Below are 20,048 nucleotides of genomic sequence, written 5' to 3'. Positions count from 1 at the left end.
GGGGTGGTTACCCCATCTCCTCCAGCGCCTTGCCCTTGGTCTCCGGCACCCATTTGAGGATGAAGGGGATCGAGAGCAGGGCGAAGAACGTGTAGATCATGTAGGCGCCCGAGAGATTCCAGTCGGACAGCGACGGGAACGTGACGGTGATGACCCAGTTGGCGATCCACTGGGCCGAGGCGGCCACACCGAGGGCTGCGGCGCGGATACGGCCGGGGAACATCTCGCCCAGCAGCACCCAGACCACCACGCCCCAGGAGAGGGCGAAGAAGAGGACGAAGAGGTTGGCCGCGACCAGGGCGGTGATGCCCTGCGCGTGCGGCAGCGAGATGTCGTCGCCGGTTCCGGTCTTGTACGAGAACGCCCAGGCCGCCGTGCCCAGCGACAGCGCCATGCCCACGGAGCCGATGAGGGCGAGCGGCTTGCGGCCGAGCCGGTCCACGAAGATCATCGCGATGACCGTACCGATGATGTTCACGACCGAGGTCTCGAAGGAGTACAGGAACGAGGAGCTCGCGTCGATGCCGACCGACTGCCACAGCGAGGAGCTGTAGTAGAAGATCACGTTGATGCCGACGAGCTGCTGGAAGACCGAGAGACCGATACCGACCCAGACGATGGGCAGGAAGCCGAAGCGGCTGCCGAGCAGGTCCTTGAAGGTGGACTTCACCTCGGAGCGCATGGAGTGGTCGATCTCGCGGACGCGGGCGTCGGCGTCGATGCCCGAGCCCTCGACCTCGCGCAGGACTTCCTTGGCCTTCGCCGTGCGGCCGACCGAGACGAGGAAGCGCGGGGACTCCGGGATGGCGAAGGACAGCAGGCCGTAGAGCGCGGCCGGGACGACCATCACGCCGAGCATCCACTGCCAGGCTTCGAGCCCGCCGATCTCGCCGCGCTGGTCGCCGTCGGCGAGGTTGAGGATGCCCCAGTTGACCAGCTGCGAGACGGCGATGCCGATGACGATGGCGGCCTGCTGGAACGAGGCCAGCCGGCCGCGGTAGGCGGCCGGCGAGACCTCGGCGATGTAGGCGGGGCCGATGACGGAGGCCATGCCGATGCCGAAGCCGCCGATGATGCGCCACATGGCGAGGTCCCAGAGGGCGAACGGCAGGGCCGAGCCGATGGCGCTCGCGGTGAACAGGACCGAGGCGATCTGCATGCAGCGGATTCGGCCGATCCGGTCGGCGAGGCGGCCCGCTGTGGCGGCGCCGATGGCGCAGCCGATCAGCGCCGCGGCGATCACCTGGGCGAGCGCCGCCGAGCCGACGTCGAAGCGGTCGCGGATCGCCTCCACGGCGCCGTTGATGACGGCGCTGTCATAGCCGAAGAGGAAGCCGCCCATGGCCGCGGCCGCGGTGATGAAGATGACGTGGCCGAGGTGGTCGGGGTGGGACGCGCTTCCACCGCCTGACGCGGGTGCGTTCGCTGTGCTGGTCAAGGTGCGCTCCTGGGCCCGGCGGCTACGGCGGGCTGTGTGGGGGTTCGTTGTTGCTTGCTCGTGTTCCTCTAGTGGCGCACAGTAAACTGCTTGCCACCACCTGAACGTCAACACGGCACAGCAGAGCCTATGACTTCACCTTCTGAAGTCAATAGGGGAGATCAACCCGATTCTTCCCAGGGCTAACCCATCGGTCCTGGCGGAATGCGTTCACTAAGTGAAGCGAAGGCTCAACGGAGCCGCTGGCTGATGACCTTGGAGACCCCGTCGCCCTGCATGGAGACTCCGTACAGGGCGTCGGCGACCTCCATCGTCCGCTTCTGGTGGGTGATCACGATCAGCTGCGAACTCTCCTGCAGCTCCGCCATGATCCGGATCAGCCGCTGCAGGTTCGTGTCGTCGAGCGCGGCCTCGACCTCGTCCATCACGTAGAAGGGGCTGGGGCGGGCCTTGAAGATCGAGACCAGCAGCGCCACGGCGGTCAGCGAGCGCTCGCCGCCCGAGAGCAGGGAGAGCCGCTTGACCTTCTTGCCGGGCGGGCGGGCCTCCACGTCCACGCCGGTGGCCAGCATGTTGTCGGGGTCGGTCAGGACCAGCCGGCCCTCGCCGCCGGGGAACAGCCGCGAGAACACCCCCTCGAACTCCCGGGCCGTGTCCCGGTAGGCCTCCGTGAAGACCTTCTCGACCCGCTCGTCCACCTCCTTCACGACCTGAAGGAGGTCCGCCCGCGTCTTACGGAGGTCCTCCAGCTGCTCGCTGAGGAATTTGTGCCGCTCCTCGAGGGCGGCGAACTCCTCCAGCGCGAGCGGGTTGACCTTGCCGAGCTGCTGGTAGGCGCGCTCGGCCGCCTTGAGCCGCTTCTCCTGCTGAGCCCGTACGAAGGGTCCCGGTTCGGTGTCCCCGCCATCGGCCTGCGCGGCCTCGGGCAGGCTGGGCGGCACCGGCTGATCGGGGCCGTACTCACCGACCAGCTCCTGCACCCCCATCCCGAACTCCTCCAGCGCGCGGCTCTCCACCTGCTCGATCCGCATCCGCTTCTCGGCACCGAGCACCTCGCCCCGGTGCACGGAGTCGGTGAGCTTGTCGAGCTCTCCCTTGAGGTCGCGGCCCCGGCCGCGGGCCTCGCCGAGCTCGCGCTCGCGCAGCCCCTTGGCGTACTCGGCCGCCGTGCGCTCCTCGGCCACCCGGGTCAGCGAGACCTCGATGTGCGCGAGCAGCTGCCGGGCGCCGTCGGCGACGGCCGCGGCCACCCCGGCCTCGTACCGCAGCCGTTCCCGGCGGCGTTCGGCGCGGGCGCGGGCCTCCCGCTCGGCACGGGCCCCGCGGTCGAGCGCATCGGCCCGCCCGGCCAGGCCCTTGACCCGCTCCTCGTGGGTCCTGAGCTGCAGCCGGGCCTCCATCTCGGTCTGCCGCGCGTTCGCCCCGTCGGCCACGAGCCGGTCCCGCCGGGAGGTGTCCGGCTCCTCCTCCACGGGCATCTCCTGCGCGACGGCCAGCCGCTCGGCGCACTCCTCCACGTCGGCCAGCGCCTGCTCCAGCGCCTCCTGCGCCTTGGCCGCCGCCGCGGCGCTGCGCTCGGCCTCGCCCAGCGCCCCCTTCGCCTGTCCGGCGAGCCGCCCGAGCTGCTGGGCGACCCCGGCCCGCGCCCGCTCGGCGGCCCGCCCGCGCTCGGCGAGCTCCTCGACGAGCGCCACCGCCGCGACCCGCCGCCGGTCGGCGGACTCCTTCTGTCCTTGGTACGCGAGGCACTGCTCGTCCAGCCGCACGCGCTCCGCATCGGCCTCGTCCACGGCCGCCCGCACCTCGATCAGGCTGGGCACCCCCGCGGACCCGCCGTGCGCGAGGTGCGCCCCGAGGACGTCCCCCTCGGCGGTCACGGCCACCAGCTCGGGCCGCGCGGCCACCAGCGCCTCGGCCTCGTCGAGTCCCCCGACCACGACGAAGTCGCGCAGCACCCACCCGACCGCCCGCACGAGAGCGGCGTCCCCCCGCACGAGCCCGGCGGCGGCGACACCGAGGGGACGGCCGTCCGCGCCCTCGGGCGGGGAACCCGGCGCCGGGGCAGCCGCCGCGGCGGGGCCCGGCACGCCCGAGCCCGTCCGGGGCGCGGCCCCGCACCCGTCCGGCCCGGCCAGGGGCGCCCCGCCGACCGGGGCCGGGAGCGCGTGGGGCGCGGGGTCCGGGGTGGAGTCCCCGCGCGACGGAGCCGCGTGTTCCATGCGCCGGGAAGGAGCCGGATGGGGGACGACCGGCCCCGGCCCGGTCCCACCGGGCGCCGCGACCGCCGCGTCCGGTGCACCCGCCGGGCCGCCGGCGCTCACGCCCTGACCGGGAACCGCGGCCCCGCCGCCGGGCGGGGTGATCAGGAACGCGGCCCGCCCGGCGTCGGCCTCGCGCAGGTGGCGGATCGCCCCGGCCGCCGCCGACGCCGAGGCGACGGCCACCGCGTCCGCCGCGGCCCCCAGCGCCGCCGCCACCGCGACCTCGTGGCCCGGGGTCACCGACAGCCGCTGGGCCGCCGGTCCCAGCAGCCCCTCCAGCCGTGCCTGGAGGCCCGCCTCCAGCAGCGCCGCCGTGCCGTCCTTGCGGCGCAGCCCCATGGCCAGGGCGTCCCGTCGCGCCGACACCGCCGCCCGTGAGCGTTCCGCCGTCGCCAGCGCGTCCCGGGCACCGCCGAGTGCGGCCTCCGCCGCGGCGAGCCCGGCCCGTGCGGCCTCGTACTCCTCCTGGACCGAAGCCGTCCCGGCCGAGGGCCCGGGGCCCGACGCGGCGCCCTCCTCCCCCACTTCGTCCGCCAGCGCCTCGTACTCCTCCCGCGCCGCCACCGCCCGGGCCTGCGCCTCGTCCCGCGCCGCCACCAGCCGGTCGATCTCCGCCTGGGCCGCGCCGGCGCGGGAGCGGGCCGCGCCGAGCCGGCCCGTCAGCCGGGCCAGGCCCTCGCGCCGGTCGGCGATGGCCCGCGCCGCGTCCCGAAGCCGCCGTTCCTCCTCGGCCAGCGACCGCTCGAGCTCGGCCCGGTGGGCGACGGTGTCCTCCAGCGCCCGGGAGGCCGCCTCCAGCGCGGCCGTCAGCTCCGCCTCCTGCTCGCGGATCCGCGCCGCTTCGTTCTCCATGTCCTGCGGGTCGCGGCCCCGCCGCTCCTCCTCGGCCGGCGCCGAGGCCGAGGTGACGCGCGCGTGGGCGAGGGACGCGGTCCCCCGCACCCGTTCGGCCAGCTGCGACAGCTCGTACCAGGTCTGCTGCGCCCGCTGGAGCCGCGGCGCGAGTTCCCGTACGGCTTCCTCGAGTTCGGATTCCCGCCGCACCGCCGCGGCGAGCTGCGCCTCGGCCGTCTCCTTGCGCTCCTTGAGCGCCGCCTCGTCCGCGACCTCCGCGTCGAGGGCGCTCTTGAGCGTCACGAGGTCGTCGGCGAGCAGCCGCAGCCGCGCGTCGCGCAGGTCGGCCTGGATCACGGCGGCCCGCCGGGCCACCGCCGCCTGCCGGCCGAGCGGCTTGAGCTGGCGGCGCAGCTCGTCACCCAGGTCCTGGACGCGAGCGAGGTTGGCCTGCATCGCGTCGAGTTTGCGCAGCGCCTTCTCTTTGCGTTTGCGGTGCTTCAGCACGCCGGCCGCCTCTTCGATGAAGGCGCGGCGGCCCATCGGATCGGCGTGCAGGACGGAGTCCAGCTGGCCCTGTCCGACGATGACGTGCATCTCGCGGCCGATGCCGGAGTCGGAGAGCAGCTCCTGGATGTCGAGGAGCCGGCAGGTGTCGCCGTTGATCTGGTACTCGCTGCTGCCGCCGCGGAACATGATCCGGGTGATGGTGACTTCGGCGTAGTCGATGGGCAGCGCGCCGTCGGAGTTGTCGATGGTGAGCGAGACCTCGGCGCGGCCCAGCGGCGGGCGGCCGGTCGTACCGGCGAAGATGACGTCTTCCATCTTCCCGCCGCGCAGGGACTTGGCCCCTTGTTCACCCATGACCCAGGAGAGCGCGTCCACCACGTTGGACTTGCCGGAGCCGTTGGGCCCGACGACGCAGGTGATGCCCGGCTCGAAGCGCAGGGTGGTGGCGGAGGCGAAGGACTTGAAGCCACGCAGGGTCAGGGACTTGAGGTGCACGCCGCCGGACTCTCCCTTTCACGTTCGGTTTCACCCATGAGGGCGCAGGGCACCTCTGACGTTAAAGGAAGGGGCCCGCCACCTGGTGCAACGCCGCCCGGCGGCCACGCGTGCGCGAAGAAGCGAGGAAGGGCGGGCGCGGGCCCATGGGACGGGCCGCGCGGGACATGAAGAAGGGACGCCGAAGCGTCCCTTGCACATCATGCGAGGTTGTTGAGCGACGAGGGAGCGCGGGTCAGGTGAGCGCAGGCTCCGCCTGGGGTACGTCGAGGTCGATACCGTCGAGCATCGAGTCTCCGTGCTGTGCGGCGGCCGCGTTCAGTGCGTCGTTCTCGGACGAGATCCGTCCGAGCTCGGACTCAAGGTCCTGGACGCGCTGCTGAAGCCGTCGCATCTCGGCGAGGAGTCGCGGGTCGGAACCGCCGACGTAACCGAGAAGCGCCTTTGCCATGATGGATGGTCCTCCACACTGAGTGACCGACCGAAAGCGGTGTGGGTCGTGAGGGAATCGCACCCGCGGATGTCCGGCAGCGACTGTCAGTCACTGCTCGTGTTCTTTGGCCAACTGCCAACACTGCCAAACAGCTCAGGTGCGCGGGGCTTCCAGCGTCTCACCAAAAAGTTTGACGGTCAACACGATCACGCCCTGTATCGGCGGTCAGCCCGGCCCCCGCAAGGGGAGTGGAGATCATCCGCACCTCCGAGCCTTCCACTCTTTGCCCGAGTCGGCAACGCGTCGGCGACGAATGCGCAGATCCGACCGCGTGCGGACCATCCGGAGATCTGTTCAGTGCATGATCAGTCGATCGGTCACCGGGTCGCGAAACCGTCGTAGCCACCGCGCGGTGTGCCCCAGATCTCTGTCACCCCGTCCACCCGCCCGGGCGTGTCGGCGCCGTGCAGCCACTCCAGGAGCCGGTGGCAATTCTCACGTTGCCCTTCGGCCACTACCTGCACTCGGCCGTCGTCGAGGTTGAGCGCGAAGCCGGCCAGTCCGCCGATCTCCAGGGCATTGGCCCTGGTGAACCAGCGGAAGCCCACTCCTTGTACACGACCGCGCACCCAGGCGGTCATGCGGACGTCTTCGTTCATGCCTGAACGCTAACCGGGCAAACACTTTCGGGTCACGGCGCCCCCATGCGCCATGGCGTACAGTCGCGCAGCAATGAACTCACCCATTTGGGTGAGTAAAGGTTGATCTTGAACGACGAAATGACGAGAAGGGCAGGCCGCAATGGGACGCCACCGGCTCCACGCCGCACCCCGCAGCGGCTCGAAGCGCCGCACCGCCGTGCGCGGCGGCCTGCTCGGCCTCTCCGTGGCGGTGGTGCTCGGAACGGCGGCCGTGACCACGGGCATCGTCCCGGTCGGCTCCGCCTTCCCCTATGTGGGGGTCGAGGGCCCGGACTCCGAGGCGAAGACGAACGACGGGGCCCAGGCCTCACCGAGCCCCGGGGGCGCTCTGGAACAGCAGGGCGGCCTCGCCAACCTCTCGGGCCGCGCCTCCGCCGGTACGAGCTCCGCTTCCGCCTCGGCCTCCCCCTCCCCTTCGGCATCCGCCTCCCCTTCCCCTTCCGCCTCGCCGTCCCCGTCGGCCAGCCCTTCGCCGACGCCTTCGGCCGAGCCCTCGAAGGCGCCGAAGGCCAGCCCCGCCCCGGTGGCCCCGCCGAAGCCGGCCGCCCCGAAGCCCACCGCGGCCCCGCCCGTCCCCACCGGCCACTCCGCCGAGGAGACCGCCGTGCTCACCCTGGTGAACCAGGAGCGCGCCCAGGCCGGCTGCGGCCCGGTGCGGGCGAACCCGCCGCTGGCGGCGCTGGCCGGAGCCTTCAGCAAGGACATGGCGGTCCGGGGCTTCTTCGACCACACCGACCCCGACGGCAACACCCCCTGGGACCGGGCCACCAAGGCCGGCATCTCGGGCATGGGCGGCGAGAACATAGCCCGCGGGCAGGGCGACGCGGCAGCCGTCATGAACGCCTGGATGAACAGCCCCGGCCACAAGGCGAACATCCTCAACTGCGAATTCCGCACGCTGGGCGTCGGCGTCTACGTGGCTTCGGGCGGCCCCTGGTGGACCCAGGACTTCGGCTTCTAGTGCCGCGTGCCTGACGCGGCACCAGCCGCGGGCCCCGCTCACGCCCGTCCGCCCCGGCGACGCGGCCATCGATTCGGTCCTGCCTGAATCAATGGCCGTCTCCTCGGCGCGCGCCGATCATTCCCCCATGACCTCGGACACCACCGCCCCGCACCCGCCCGGCACCACCGGTGCACCCGCCACCGGCACGCCGCCCACCGGCATACCCGCCTCGGGCAGGCCCGCCACCGGCCCGCCCGCCGCATCCGCACCCGCGCACCCCGCGGCCGCTTCGGGCACCTGGAAGCTCGGCGACCTGGAGATCAACCGCATGGGGTTCGGCGCCATGCGCCTGCCCCAGACCGGCGAAGCGCTCATCGCCGACGCGGCCTCGCGCGGGCGCGACCAGGCCGTGGCCGTACTGCGCCGCGCGGTCGAGCTCGGCGTCAACCACATCGACACCGCCGCGTTCTACTTCTCGCCGCTGCGTTCGGCCAACGAACTGATCAACCGGGCCCTGGCTCCGTACCCGCGGGACCTCGTCATCACCACGAAGGTCGGACCCGGCCGCGGCCCTTCGGGAGCCTGGCTGCCGCACGCCACCCCCGGGCTGCTGCGCGGCCAGGTCGAGGAGAACCTGCGCCAGCTCGGCCTCGACCGGCTCGACGTGGTCAACCTGCGCGTCCTCGGGACCGATTCGATCGCCGAGCGGTTCGGCGTGCTCGCCGAACTGCGCGAGGCCGGGCTCATCCGGCACCTGGGCGTCTCCAACGTGACGCCCGGCCAGCTGGAGGAGGCCCGGGCCATCGCGCCGGTGGTGTGCGTGCAGAACCCGTACGGGATCGGGGTCCGCGCCGACCAGGACGCGTTCGTCCGCGACTGTGGCGAACGGGGCATCGCCTTCGTCCCGTTCTACTCGATCGCCGGCTCGGCACGTCAGGCCGGCGTGGCCGGTGACGGTCCCGCCGAGGTGCCGGAGGTACGAGACGTCGCGCGGGCGCACGGTACGAGCGCCGCGCGGATCCGGCTGGCGTGGACCCTGCACCGGGGTCCGCACGTGCTGGCCATCCCGGGCACCGGCGACCTCGGCCACCTCGCCGACAACGTGGCCGCGGCCGCGCTGCGGCTCTCCCCCGCGGAGCTGGCCCTGCTCGAAGCGGCCCACCAGGGGCACGGCGCGAGCGCGCCGGACGGAACGGACTCCGCCTGAGGACGGGCACGGTCTGAGGAGGAGCACGGAAGCGGGCCGAGGGCCGGCGGGGGGAGGCCCCCCCGGGGCGAACGGTCCTCGCCCCGGGCACGGGGACGATTTCCGGTCGAACCGCCGCCCGCCGCACGGCGTCCGGGCCACGCCGTCGCAGACCGCCCCGGACCCGCCCGGCACGGTCGGCCGCGCGCACCGGCCGCGCGCCCGCAGACGCCGAAGGGGCACGGTGGTGCGCCGCGGTCTCCCGCTGCGCACCACCGTGCCCCTGTGCCGCCGGGCCTCGCCGTGCCTCGCCGTGCCTCGCCGTGCCGGGCTGATCGGGCCCGGCCCGGTCCGCCCGGCGGTCCCGGAAGGACGGTCAGACCGCGACGGCGGCCAGCGCGGCGCGGCCCGCGAGGACGATGCGGGTCTGCTCGGTGACGCGGCGGCCGAGGTGCTCGGCGGTCGCGATGTCGGCCTTGTGGACGCCCTCGGCACCCTGGTCGTTGTTGGACTGGGCGGCGGCGCCGTCGAAGAAGCCGAGACGGTTGAGGTCGTTCTCGGAGGCTGTGCTGGAGTTCCAGCCCGCCTTGAGACCCAGGTTCACCCAGCTCATGCCGTGCTGCGAGGCCAGCGTCTGGAAGAAGTCCAGGGTGTTGCCCTTGTCGCCCGACTTGGAGGCGGAGTTCGTGAAGCCCGCCGCGACCTTGTCCTGCCAGCCGGCCGTGAACCAGACCTTGGAGGTGGCCTCGGCGAAGACGTGGAAGGCGCCCGAGGCGGTGCCCATGTAGGTGGGGGCGCCGAAGACGATCGCGTCGGACGCGGCCAGGAGCTCCCACTGGGCGTCGTCGATCTCGTCGACCTTGATCAGGTGCACCGTCGCACCGGCGTCGATGGCGCCCGCCTGCACGGCCTCGGCGACGACGGTGGTGTGGCCGTAGCCCGAGTGGTAGGCGATCGAGACGACGGGGGCGTAAGTGATACCGGACAAGGCAGATCTCCCTCGGAAAACACTGCGGGTGGACGCAGCGTGGTGCGTTTGGTGTGACGAGAAGGAGCCAACCACTAACTTTTGGAAAGCGCAACCTAAATGGCTGGCGCTGCCCAGTAGTAGGCTGAAAGCATGCAGACCCCACCCTGTAGCGAAGCCGGAGGCGCCACCCCTGCCGCCGGCACCGCCGAAGCCTCGTCAGACGCCTGCGCCACGTTCGACGTTTTCGCCCGCGAATGCCCTTCCCGGGAGACCCTGGAGCACGTCACGGGTCGCTGGGGCAGCCTCACGGTGGGCGCCCTGCGCGAAGGCCCGTGCCGGTTCAACGAGCTGCGCCGCCGGGTCGACGGCGTCAGCGAGAAGATGCTCTCGCAGACGCTGCACGCGCTGGAGCGCGACGGCATCGTCATACGCGAGGCGCAGCCGACCAACCCGCCCCGCGTGGACTACGAGCTGACCCCCTTCGGCATCGAGATCGCGCACCGCCTGGTCGCGCTCATCTCGCTGCTGGAGGCCGCCATGCCGGAGGTGCTGGGCTCCCGCTCCGCCTACGACGCGGCGCGCGCCATGCGCCCCGGGCGCTGACACCGCGGGCAGAAGTAGCTCGACCGGTTCATCCACGGCCGGCGCCGCATCGGGGTACCGCAGCGCCGGCAGGGCTCGTCCTCGCGCCCGTACGCGTCGAGGGACCGGTCGAAGTACCCGGATTCGCCGTTGACGTTGACGTACAGGCTGTCGAAGCTGGTGCCGCCGACGGCGAGGGCCGCGTTCATGACGTCGCGGACGTGGCCGAGGAGCTCCACGCTCCGGGGGCGCGTGAGCGTGGCCGTGGGGCGCTCGTAGTGGAGTCTGGCGCGCCACAGCGCCTCGTCCGCGTAGATGTTGCCGACGCCGCTGATCAGCGACTGGTCCAGCAGCGCCCGCTTCACGGTGGTCCGCTTGGCGCGGAGCGCCAGATGGTAGGCCGTCTCGTCGAAGAGCGGGTCCAGCGGGTCCCGCGCGATGTGCGCGATGACCTCGGGCAGCCCCTCCTCGCTGTCGGCGACGGTCTCGTGCAGCGACAGGCCGCCGAAGGTCCGCTGGTCGACGAAGCGTAGCTCGGTGCCGGCGCCGTCCCGGAACCGCATCCGGATGCGCAGGTGCTTCTCGTCGGGGGCGTCCTCGGGCTGCACGAGGAGCTGCCCGCTCATCCCGAGGTGGCCGAGCACGGAGAGGTCCCGCTCGGCCAGCGGCAGCCACAGGTACTTGCCGCGCCGGCGCGGAACCGCGAAGGTCTCCCCCGCCAGCCGCGCCGCGAAGTCGGCGCCGCCGCCCGCGTGCCGCCGTACCGCGCGCGGGTGCAGCACCTCGACGGCGTCGACCGTCCGCCCGGCCACCCAGCGCTCCAGACCGCGCCGCACCACTTCGACTTCGGGCAGCTCGGGCACGGTGGTTCCTCCGGACGGGATGCGGTCGTGAACGCTCCCGGCGAGCGTACCGGCCTCCCCGGCCCGGCCCGGAAACGGGTCCGCCCGCCCCTGCTGAGCAGGGGCGGGCGGGGAAAATCCGGAAGGAAGCGTCAGGCTCCCGGCGTCGGGGCGTCGGGCGTCGGCGCCCCGCCGACCCCGGCGTCGTTCCCGGCTCCGGCACCGGCCGGGGTCGCTGCCCCGTCCGACGTCGCAGCCGGAGCGGCCCCGGACACGGCTTCCGCCGCGATCCGCGCGTCCGCCTTGGCGCTGATTCCACGCCAAGCGGACTCCGCCGCCTGCTGTTCGGCTTCCTTCTTGCTGCGGCCGGTGCCGGTGCCGTACGAGACACCACCGACGCGAGCGGCAGCGGTGAAGGTCTTCTCGTGGTCCGGACCTGTCTCACTGACCAGGTATTCCGGCACACCAAGACCTTCGGCTGCCGTGAGCTCCTGGAGACTGGTCTTCCAGTCCAGGCCGGCACCCAGGTTCGAGGACTTCTCGATGAGCGGGTCGAAGAGCCGGTGAACCAGCTCCGAGGCCGCGTCGAGGCCCTGGTCGAGGTAGACCGCGCCGATCACCGCTTCAAGGGTGTCGGCGAGGATGGACGCCTTGTCCCGGCCACCCGTGCCCTCTTCGCCACGGCCGAGCCGGACGAAGGAACCGAGTTCGAGGCCACGCCCGACCTCCGCCAGTGCGCGTGAGTTGACCACCGCGGCCCGCAGTTTGGCCAGTTGGCCTTCCGGCAGGTCCGGGTGGGTCGTGTACAGCGTGTCCGTGACCACCAGGCCCAGCACGGAGTCCCCGAGGAACTCCAGCCGCTCGTTGGTGGGCAGACCGCCGTTCTCGTACGCGTACGAACGGTGGGTCAGTGCACGCACCAGAAGGGCGGACTCGAGGTGGTACCCGAGCCGCCCTTCCAGAAGCGTGTGGGACGAGGCCGCTTTGTTACTGTCTGCCTGCTTCTCAGCGTTGGACAGCTCAGACATTGCGCCTCTCACCAGCCGCTCAGACCTCGAGGACCTGGCGCTTGTTGTAGGTGCCGCAGCTCGGGCACGCAATGTGCTGGAGCTTCGGCTCCTGGCAACGCTCACACGAAACCAGGGTGGGGACCGCAGCCTTCCACTGCGACCGGCGGTGGCGCGTGTTGCTGCGCGACATCTTCCGCTTCGGAACAGCCACGGCTACTTCTCCTGCTTCTCGGCGGCGCTCTGAACTCCGTCGGAGGCAGTGCCGCTCATGTTGTCTTTCTCGACGCCCTGATCGGTGCCGAGTCCCTGCAGTGCCGCCCAACGGATGTCGACGGCGTCATGGTGGTGGTCCGGGTCGTCGTTCAGGCCGAGCCCGCAATCGGGGCACAGTCCGAGACAGTCCTCCCGGCACACCGGCTGCAGCGGCAGTGCGAGCACTACCACGTCGCGCAGCACGGGTTCGAGGTCGAACAAGCCGTCCTCGAGAAGAAGAGTGTCCTCGTCGTCCTCGGCGTCGTCGGCCGGCTCCGCCTTCGAGCGGTTCCGGTCGTCGGCGTCAGGGTACGAGAACATCTCCTGGAAATCCGCCTTGAGCTCGCGCTCCACGGACTCCAGACACCTTACGCACTCCCCCGTCGCCGATCCACGGACGGTGCCTGTGACAAGCACCCCTTCCATGACCGACTCGAGGCGGAGCTTGACGTTCAGCCGGCTGCCTTCCGGCACTCCGATGACTCCGGCGAGACCGAGGTCCGCCGGTGCCGCGATTTCACGGGACAGCCGCAGCATGGCACCAGGACGCCGACCCAGCTCGTGCGTGTCGAACACGAGGGGGTTGTGGTGGTCGAGGCGGGTATTCAGGGCCGTTCCTGCTTTCACAAAATCACTGGAGACTGCTGAAGATCAAGATTTCCGCCACTCAAGGGCAGCATGGATCGCGGTGCATACGCGCGACCGAAGAGCCAGGATACCCGCCGCTTCGCCCTGCGCCCAATCCAGGGGGCGGAGCGGGGTCAGCGGCCCTGCTCGTACTGGCGGAGCTGGTCCAGGTTGATCATGCTCGTGTCGAAGAAGCTGGTCTCGTCGAGCGCCGCCTGCTGGTCCTGCGCGGCCTGCTGCCCGTCGTAGTGCGCGCCGTAGGCCCCCGCGTCGGAGCCGGCGCCCGCACCGGAGTAGGGGTCGGGCTGCTGCCCGTAGGAGGCGGCGTAGGGGTCCGGCTGCCGCACCTGCTGCTGGTAGCCGGCGTACGGGTCCTGGTAGCCGTAGGCGTCCTGCTGGACCGGCTGCTGGTAGGCGTACGTGTCGTACGCCTGCTCCGGCTGCGCCTGCTGCTGCGCCGGGATGAGCGGCGACTCCGGCTCGGCCAGCCCGGCCAGGAAGTCCGCGTCGCTCGCCGAACGGGACGACTGGAGCCCCGCCGCGTCCTGGGCGGCCATGTGCGCGCCGAGGTCGTCGGTGGCCACCCGGCCGTGGAGCTTCTGGCGGCCCCGGCCGACGGCCTCCAGGGTCTTGGAGAGCACCGCCTCGAAGGTCGCCAGCTTGGTGTCCACGTACGCGTCGGCCTGCTCGCGCTGCGTCTGCGGGTCGTGGCTGCGCTCGGGGGCGTCCGCGTCGGGGTAGCCCTGCTCGTCGAGCCCGGGGCCCCGGCCCAGGAGCTTCTCGCGGCCCCGGTCCACGGAGCCGATGGTCTTGGTGAGCACGACCTCGAAGTTCGCGAGCTTGCTGTCGACGTAGTCGTCGGCCTCGGCCCGGATCTCCTCGGCCTCGCGGCGGGCGTCCGCCAGGATCCGGTCCGCCTCGTCCTGGGAGCGCCTCGCCACCTCGGTGTCGGAGATCAGCGAACCCCGGTGGGCGTGCGCCGACTCGATGATCCGCTCCGCCTCGCGGCGGGCCTCCTCGACCATCTGCTCCCGGCCGCCGATGAGCTCCTGCGCCTGCGCGAGCGAGCCCGGCAGGGCGCCCCGCACCTCTTCGAGCTGCGCGAGCAGCTCGGCGCGGTTGATCACGCACGAGGCCGACATGGGCATGGACCGGGCACTGCCGACGGCCGCGACGATCTCGTCGAGCTTCTTCTGCACGTCCATGGGGGCTCGCACTCTCTCGGCCTCGGGCGGTTCCCGAGACGAACGGGACGACTTTAAGGCCACAGGGCCGGAAGCCGACACCGACTGACGGCCCGTCAGGGGCCGGGCGGGCGGCGGCGGGGCCGGGGCTCAGCGGCCGGCCAGGCGCTCGATCAGCGCCGCGTGCACGTGCGCGGGCAGCAGGTGGGCCACGTCGCCGCCCCAGGTCGCCACTTCCTTGACCAGGGAGGAGGACAGGAAGCTGTAGGTGGGGTTGGTCGGGACGAACAGCGTCTCGACGCCCGACAGCCCCATGTTCATCTGGGCCATCTGCAGCTCGTAGTCGAAGTCGCTGACGGCCCGCAGGCCCTTGACGATGGCCGGGATCTCGCGCTGCTTGCAGAAGTCGACGAGGAGCCCGTGGAAGGACTCGACCTCGATGTTGCCGTAGCCGGCGGTCGCCTCGCGGATCAGCTCGATCCGCTCCTCGACGGTGAAGAGCCCCTGCTTGGACTGGTTGATCATCACGGCGACGTGGACCACGTCGTAGAGCCGGGACGCCCGGCCGATGATGTCGAGGTGTCCGTTGGTGATGGGGTCGAACGACCCGGGACAGACGGCGCGGCGCAACGTGTTTCCCTCGCTCCCCGGTACGGGTTTCATGATTCTTCGCTGATGGAGACGGCTCGGCCGTACCAGAGGGTGCCCTCGCCGTACTTCCGGGACCGGAGCGCCTCGAAGCCCTCGGGCCACGGGAAGGCACCGCTCCTCGTCCTGCGCTCCACGGTGACGAGCGCATCGTCGGTGAGCCAGCCATTGGACCGGAGTGTGAGCAGGATCTCGCGAAGATCGTCGTGCTCGACCTCGTAGGGCGGGTCCAGGAAGACCACGTCGTACGGGTCCCCGTGCGCGGGGGTGGCCGCGATCTGCTCGGCCCTGCCCACCCTGAACTCGGCGCCGGCCAGGCCGACCGACGTGATGTTGTCCCGGATGGCCTTGGCGGCCTTGGCGTCGGGCTCGACCAGCAGCGCGTGCCCCGCGCCGCGGGAGAGCGCCTCCAGGCCCACGGCGCCGGAGCCGGCGTAGAGGTCGAGCACGCGGGCCCCCTCGACGCCGTGCAGCGACTCCCAGGTGGAGAACAGGCCCTCGCGCATCCGGTCCGAGGTCGGGCGGGTGCCGGTGCCGGGCGGTACGGCGAGGCGTCGCCCGCCGGCGCTTCCGGCGATCACGCGGGTCATCTGGGGTCCTTCGGTGGGGGCGAGCAGAAGAGGTGCTGGCCTTCAACGATAGGTCGTACCGCTCACCCCTTCTCCAGGTACTGCTCCCGTTCGGTGTCCAGGAGGGCGCGCAGGGCGGTCTCGAGGCCCGGCAGCCCCGTGAGCTCGGGGTCGGCGGCGACCACGCGGGTGGCCTCCTCGCGGGCCTGGGCGATGACCTCCTCGTCCTCGATGACCGCGAGCATGCGCAGCGAGGAGCGGACCCCGGACTGGGCCTGGCCCAGTACGTCGCCCTCGCGGCGCTGCTCCAGGTCGATGCGGGAGAGCTCGAAGCCGTCCAGGGTGGCGGCGACGGCGGCGAGCCGGGCGCGGGCGGGGCTGGCCTCGTGCATCTCGCTGACCAGCAGGCACAGCCCGGGGGCGGAGCCGCGGCCGACGCGACCGCGCAGCTGGTGGAGCTGGGAGACGCCGAAGCGGTCCGCGTCCATGATCACCATGACGGTGGAGTTGGGGACGTTCACCCCGACCTCGATGACGGTGGTGGCGACGAGCACCTTGACCTCGCCGGCGGTGAACCGGCGCATGACGGCGTCCTTGTCGGCCGGATCCATCCGCCCGTGCAGGACCTCCACGGCCAGACCGGCCAGGGGCCCCTCGGCGAGCTGTGCGGCGATCTCCAGGACGGCCAGCGGGGGCCTCTTGTCCCCGTCCTCCGCTTCGGCGGCCTTCTTCTTCGCGGCGGCCTTGCCCGCCTTGCCCTTCTCCTCCGTCTCGTCGGCCAGGTCGCCGATGCGCGGGCAGACCACGTACGCCTGGTGCCCGTTCCCGACCTCCTCGCGGACCCGCTCCCAGGCCCGGGTCAGGAAGTGCGGCTTGTCCTTGGCGGGCACCACGTGGGTGGCGATCGGGGAGCGTCCGGCCGGCAGCTGGTCCAGGACGGAGGTCTCCAGGTCGCCGAAGACGGTCATGGCCACCGTGCGCGGGATCGGGGTCGCGGTCATGACGAGGAGGTGCGGGGGCTGCTTGCCCTTGGAGCGCAGCGCGTCGCGCTGTTCCACGCCGAAGCGGTGCTGTTCGTCGACGACGACGAGGCCGAGGTCGTGGAACTTCACCTTGTCCTCGATGAGCGCGTGCGTGCCGATGACGATCCCGGCCTCGCCGGTGACCAGGTCGAGCAGGGCCCGGCGCCGCGCGGGCACCCCCATCGAACCGGTGAGCAGCACGACCTTGGTCCCCTGGTCGAAGCCGCCGAGCATGCCGCCCTCGGCGAGCTCGCCCATCATCTCGGTGATGGACCGGTGGTGCTGCTGTGCGAGCACCTCGGTGGGCGCGAGCAGCGCGGCCTGCCCGCCGCAGTCCACGACGGCGAGCATGGCCCGCAGGGCCACCATCGTCTTGCCGCTGCCCACCTCGCCCTGGAGGAGCCGGTGCATCGGGTGGTCGGTGGCGAGGTCGTCGAAGATCTCCTTGGAGACGGTCTCCTGGCCTTCGGTGAGGGTGAAGGGGAGCTTGGCGTCGAAGGAGTCGAGGAGGCCGCCGGGGGTGGGGCGGCGGGGGACGGCGGGGAGCTGGGAGTCGGCGTGCCGGCGCCGGGCGAGGGCGACCTGGAGGACGAAGGCCTCGTCCCACTTGAGGCGTTGGCGGGCGTCCTCGACGTCGGCCTTGGTGGCCGGACGGTGGATCTTCAGCAGGGCCTCGGTGAGCGGGACCAGTCCGCGGCCCTCGCGCAGGGCGGGCGGCAGCGGGTCCACGGCCTCCCCGACGCTGGGCAGGACCGCGTCCACGCATTTGGCGATCTTCCAGGACTCCAGTTGCTTGCAGGCCGGGTAGATGGGGATCAGCTGGCCGGCGAAGGCGGCGGCCGCGTCGCTCTCTCCGGCGTCCGCGCCCAGCGGCTCGTATGCCGGGTGGGAGAGCTGGAGCTTGCGGTTGAAGATGCCGACCTTGCCCGCGAACATGGCGCGGCTGCCGGGCAGCAGTTCCTTGTGCGGTTTGTGGACGCCCGACCCGAAGAAGACGAGCTGGAGCCGGCCGCTGCCGTCGGTGATGGTGACCTCGAGGCGTTTGCCGCCGCCGCGGCTGCCCTGGTAGGTCAGCAGGCGGGCGTCGGCGACCTGCGCGACCACCGTGACGTGCTCGTCGATCTGGTCGGCGAGTTCGGCCAGCGAGGTCAGCTCGCCGCGCTCGGCGTAGCGCCGTGGGTAGTGGTGGAGCAGGTCCAGGGCCGTGTGCAGGCCGAGCTGCTCGGCCAGCACCTTGGCGGTGGCGGGGCCGAGCGTCTTCTTGAGGTCTTCGTCGAGCGCGGGCACGTGTTCATTGCACACCATGGCGCCGACAACCCGGCTATTCCACCCCGATGAGCAGCGGCGCCGACCAGCGTCCGCCCCGGTAGGTCACGGTGTCGACCGCCAGGTGCCCGTGCTGGACGTGCGCCTCCAGGCGCGCGGCCAGCGCGTCCGGCACCTCGGGGCCCAGGACGAGGGTGACGAGTTCGCCGCCGGAGCCGAGCATCCGGTCCAGGACGGACTCGGCGGTCCGCGCCAGGTCCGCGCCGATCACGGCCACGTCCCCGTCGATGAGGCCGAGCACGTCCCCGGCCTGGCAGATGCCGGCGGAGGTGAAGGACTGCCGTTCGGCGACGGCCAGTTCTCCGTAGCGGGTGGCTCCGGCGGCGGCGGTCATGGCGACCACGTCCTCGTCGAAGCTCGCGTCCGCGTCGTGGACGGCGAGTGCGGCCAGGCCCTGGACCTCGGAGCGGGTGGGGATCACGGCGACCCGTATCCCCTCCGCGCGCGCCCGTCCGGCGGCGGCCGCGGCGACCGCCCGGTGTTCGGTGCCGTTCGGCAGCAGGACGACCTCGCGGGCGTGCGCCCGGCGGATGGCGTCGGCCAGTTCGGCGACGGCCGGCGCCTCGGCGGGCCGCGCGAGGACGGTGGTGGCCCCGGCCTCCTCGCACAGCACGGCCAGTCCCTCGCCCTGGACCACGGCGACGACGGCCCGCTGGGTGCGCTCGCCGCGGGCCCGGCGCCGTTCGTCGCCGAAGTGCGTGATGCGGATCCGGTAGGGCCGTCCGGCCACCACACCGGCCTCCACGGCGGCGCCGGGGTCGTCGACGTGCACGTGGACGTTCCACAGCCCGTCGCCGCCGACCACCACCAGGGAGTCGCCGAGCCCGTCGAGCCGCGTGCGCAGCTCGGCGACCTGCGCCTCGGGGGCCTCCAGGAGGTAGATCACCTCGTAGGCGGGCCCGCCCTGGTCCTCCGCGCAGGGCGCGGAGGACTGCGGTACGGGCACGGCCCGGCCGCGGACCGGTTCGGCGGCCGGCTCCTGCCCGGACAGCGCCTGCCACAGGGCTCCGAGGACGGCGACCAGTCCGCAGCCCCCGGCGTCGACCACCCCGGCCCGGCCCAGCGCGGGCAGCTGCCCGGTGGTCTCGGCGAGGGCCGCGCGGGCTCCGTCGTAGGCGGCCGCGGCCACGTCGGCGGCGGTCCCGGCGGCGGCTTCGGCGATCTCGGCGGCCCGGGCGGCGGCGGCGGCGACGGTGAGCATCGTGCCCTCCACCGGGTGCGCGACGGCCTGGTACGCCTCCTCGGCGGCCCGGGCCAGTGCCTGCGCCAGCAGCCGCGCCGGTCCGCGCCCTGCGGGTTCGTCGCCCAGGACGTCGGCCACTCCGCGCAGCAGCTGCGCGAGGATCGTGCCGGAGTTGCCCCGGGCTCCTACGAGGGCTCCGTGCGCGAAGGCCCGTACGGCCTCGGGCAGGGAGGTCCGGGCTGTGCCGTCCGTCACGGTGGTGAAGGCGCCCTCGAGCGCGCGGTCGGCCGATTCGGCGGTGAGGTAGAGGTTCGTACCGGTGTCCGCGTCGGCGACGGGATAGACGTTGATCGCGTCGATGTCCTCGCGGGCCCGGCCCAGTGCGGCCAAGGCCAGCGAGCTCCAGGTGCGCACCGCTTCGGCGTCGAGCTCGTCGGGGGGCTGCGGCTGAGGCTCGTGCGCCACCGGGCGTTCCTCCTTGTGCGGGCCAGGGTTCACCGCAGGGTAACGAAGGACTGCCGGGGGAGCGGGACCGCGGGGCGGGGGCGGCGGCGGCCATGGTAGTTTTCTTGGGCCGGGGCAGTCGTTGTATGCTGCTCCGGTTGCCCGATGAGAGTCGGGCCATTCCCCCCGGCAAACCACCTCAGATCCTTGATACCGGTGCGCCGGGATTCACTGTAAGTGCATCTGAAGTCTTTGGAGTGACCTGTGGCTGCCAACTGCGACGTTTGCGCCAAGGGGCCGAGCTTCGGCAACAGCATTTCCCACTCGCACCGCCGCACCTCGCGTCGCTGGAACCCGAACATCCAGCGTGTCCGTGCCGTGGTCAATGGGACGCCGAAGCGCCTCAACGCCTGCACCTCGTGCATCAAGGCCGGCAAGGTCTCGCGCTGACGCCTCCCGTCGTAGCGCAGCCCTTTCCGGTTGCTGAGAAGGGGGGGGGGCCGCGGGGGGGCGGCCGCGGGGGGTTTGGAGGCCCCCCCCGGGGGGGGGGGGGTCCGCCCCCCGCGGGGCTGATATAAAAATAAAACA

Annotated in this window: 18 protein-coding genes; 4 read left to right on the top strand and 14 right to left on the bottom strand. The window is 72.2% G+C overall.

Features of this window, described 5'->3' with window-relative positions; translation table 11 throughout:
• Positions 1-7: 7 nt before the first annotated feature.
• The 4 genes from ACWF9Z_RS05765 to ACWF9Z_RS05750 form a co-directional block, all read right to left on the bottom strand.
• On the bottom strand, positions 8-1,438 hold the full coding sequence (locus ACWF9Z_RS05765) for a sugar porter family MFS transporter (protein ID WP_453597794.1): 1,431 nt from the start codon (positions 1,436-1,438) through the stop codon (positions 8-10).
• Positions 1,439-1,668: 230 nt separating this feature from the next.
• Complete coding sequence (locus tag ACWF9Z_RS05760) at positions 1,669-5,538, bottom strand: AAA family ATPase (RefSeq protein ID WP_453597792.1); 3,870 nt, start codon at positions 5,536-5,538, stop codon at positions 1,669-1,671.
• 235 nt (positions 5,539-5,773) lie between these two features.
• Positions 5,774-5,989, bottom strand: coding sequence for a hypothetical protein (locus tag ACWF9Z_RS05755; protein WP_453597790.1), 216 nt, complete (start codon positions 5,987-5,989; stop codon positions 5,774-5,776).
• A 359-nt stretch (positions 5,990-6,348) separates the two neighbouring features.
• Entirely contained in the window at positions 6,349-6,630 is a 282-nt protein-coding gene (locus ACWF9Z_RS05750) for an acylphosphatase (protein ID WP_453597788.1), read from the bottom strand.
• A 142-nt stretch (positions 6,631-6,772) separates the two neighbouring features.
• Between ACWF9Z_RS05750 and ACWF9Z_RS05745 the strand changes: the two genes are divergently transcribed.
• Both ACWF9Z_RS05745 and ACWF9Z_RS05740 read left to right on the top strand, forming a co-directional pair.
• Positions 6,773-7,633, top strand: coding sequence for a CAP domain-containing protein (locus ACWF9Z_RS05745; protein WP_453597786.1), 861 nt, complete (start codon positions 6,773-6,775; stop codon positions 7,631-7,633).
• A gap of 127 nt (positions 7,634-7,760) precedes the next feature.
• Positions 7,761-8,822 (top strand): aldo/keto reductase, encoded by a 1,062-nt coding sequence (locus ACWF9Z_RS05740; RefSeq protein ID WP_453597784.1) that lies wholly within the window; start codon positions 7,761-7,763, stop codon positions 8,820-8,822.
• A 355-nt stretch (positions 8,823-9,177) separates the two neighbouring features.
• On the opposite strand, the gene ACWF9Z_RS05735 is transcribed toward ACWF9Z_RS05740, so the two are convergent.
• On the bottom strand, positions 9,178-9,780 hold the full coding sequence (locus ACWF9Z_RS05735; protein WP_453597853.1) for a flavodoxin family protein: 603 nt from the start codon (positions 9,778-9,780) through the stop codon (positions 9,178-9,180).
• Between the two features lie 141 nt (positions 9,781-9,921).
• Here ACWF9Z_RS05735 and ACWF9Z_RS05730 point away from each other — a divergent pair, with 141 nt between their 5' ends.
• The gene (locus ACWF9Z_RS05730) at positions 9,922-10,374 is read left to right on the top strand and encodes a winged helix-turn-helix transcriptional regulator (protein WP_453597782.1); all 453 of its coding nucleotides are present in this window, start codon (positions 9,922-9,924) and stop codon (positions 10,372-10,374) included.
• Here ACWF9Z_RS05730 and mutM read toward each other — a convergent pair.
• From mutM to ACWF9Z_RS05685, 9 genes are all read right to left on the bottom strand, one after another.
• Positions 10,338-11,216, bottom strand: coding sequence for a bifunctional DNA-formamidopyrimidine glycosylase/DNA-(apurinic or apyrimidinic site) lyase (mutM, locus tag ACWF9Z_RS05725; protein ID WP_453597780.1), 879 nt, complete (start codon positions 11,214-11,216; stop codon positions 10,338-10,340). The two genes, ACWF9Z_RS05730 and mutM, sit on opposite strands and share 37 nt — an antisense overlap.
• Positions 11,217-11,347: 131 nt before the next feature.
• The gene (gene rnc / locus ACWF9Z_RS05720; protein WP_453597778.1) at positions 11,348-12,223 is read right to left on the bottom strand and encodes a ribonuclease III; all 876 of its coding nucleotides are present in this window, start codon (positions 12,221-12,223) and stop codon (positions 11,348-11,350) included.
• A gap of 19 nt (positions 12,224-12,242) precedes the next feature.
• Complete coding sequence (rpmF, locus tag ACWF9Z_RS05715; RefSeq protein ID WP_003965982.1) at positions 12,243-12,416, bottom strand: 50S ribosomal protein L32; 174 nt, start codon at positions 12,414-12,416, stop codon at positions 12,243-12,245.
• A gap of 2 nt (positions 12,417-12,418) precedes the next feature.
• Complete coding sequence (locus ACWF9Z_RS05710; RefSeq protein WP_453597851.1) at positions 12,419-13,066, bottom strand: YceD family protein; 648 nt, start codon at positions 13,064-13,066, stop codon at positions 12,419-12,421.
• Between the two features lie 152 nt (positions 13,067-13,218).
• A complete protein-coding gene (locus ACWF9Z_RS05705; protein WP_453597776.1) occupies positions 13,219-14,289 on the bottom strand; it encodes a DivIVA domain-containing protein in 1,071 nt (356 codons plus the stop codon).
• Positions 14,290-14,418: 129 nt separating this feature from the next.
• Positions 14,419-14,898 (bottom strand): pantetheine-phosphate adenylyltransferase, encoded by a 480-nt coding sequence (gene coaD / locus ACWF9Z_RS05700; protein WP_453597848.1) that lies wholly within the window; start codon positions 14,896-14,898, stop codon positions 14,419-14,421.
• Positions 14,899-14,927: 29 nt separating this feature from the next.
• Positions 14,928-15,506: a 16S rRNA (guanine(966)-N(2))-methyltransferase RsmD gene (rsmD, locus tag ACWF9Z_RS05695; RefSeq protein ID WP_453597774.1), complete on the bottom strand. Its 579-nt coding sequence runs from the start codon at positions 15,504-15,506 to the stop codon at positions 14,928-14,930.
• Positions 15,507-15,568: 62 nt separating this feature from the next.
• Positions 15,569-17,812, bottom strand: a complete 2,244-nt coding sequence (gene recG / locus ACWF9Z_RS05690; protein WP_453597772.1) for an ATP-dependent DNA helicase RecG — start codon at positions 17,810-17,812, stop codon at positions 15,569-15,571.
• A 16-nt stretch (positions 17,813-17,828) separates the two neighbouring features.
• Positions 17,829-19,481: a DAK2 domain-containing protein gene (locus ACWF9Z_RS05685; RefSeq protein ID WP_453597770.1), complete on the bottom strand. Its 1,653-nt coding sequence runs from the start codon at positions 19,479-19,481 to the stop codon at positions 17,829-17,831.
• Between the two features lie 243 nt (positions 19,482-19,724).
• On the opposite strand from ACWF9Z_RS05685, the gene rpmB reads away from it, so the two are divergent.
• Positions 19,725-19,910 (top strand): 50S ribosomal protein L28, encoded by a 186-nt coding sequence (gene rpmB, locus ACWF9Z_RS05680; RefSeq protein WP_073911113.1) that lies wholly within the window; start codon positions 19,725-19,727, stop codon positions 19,908-19,910.
• Positions 19,911-20,048 lie beyond the last annotated feature (138 nt).

It is taken from the genome of Streptomyces sp. NPDC054961 (genome assembly GCF_053609145.1).
This window is presented reverse-complemented; position numbering and strand designations above follow the sequence as displayed.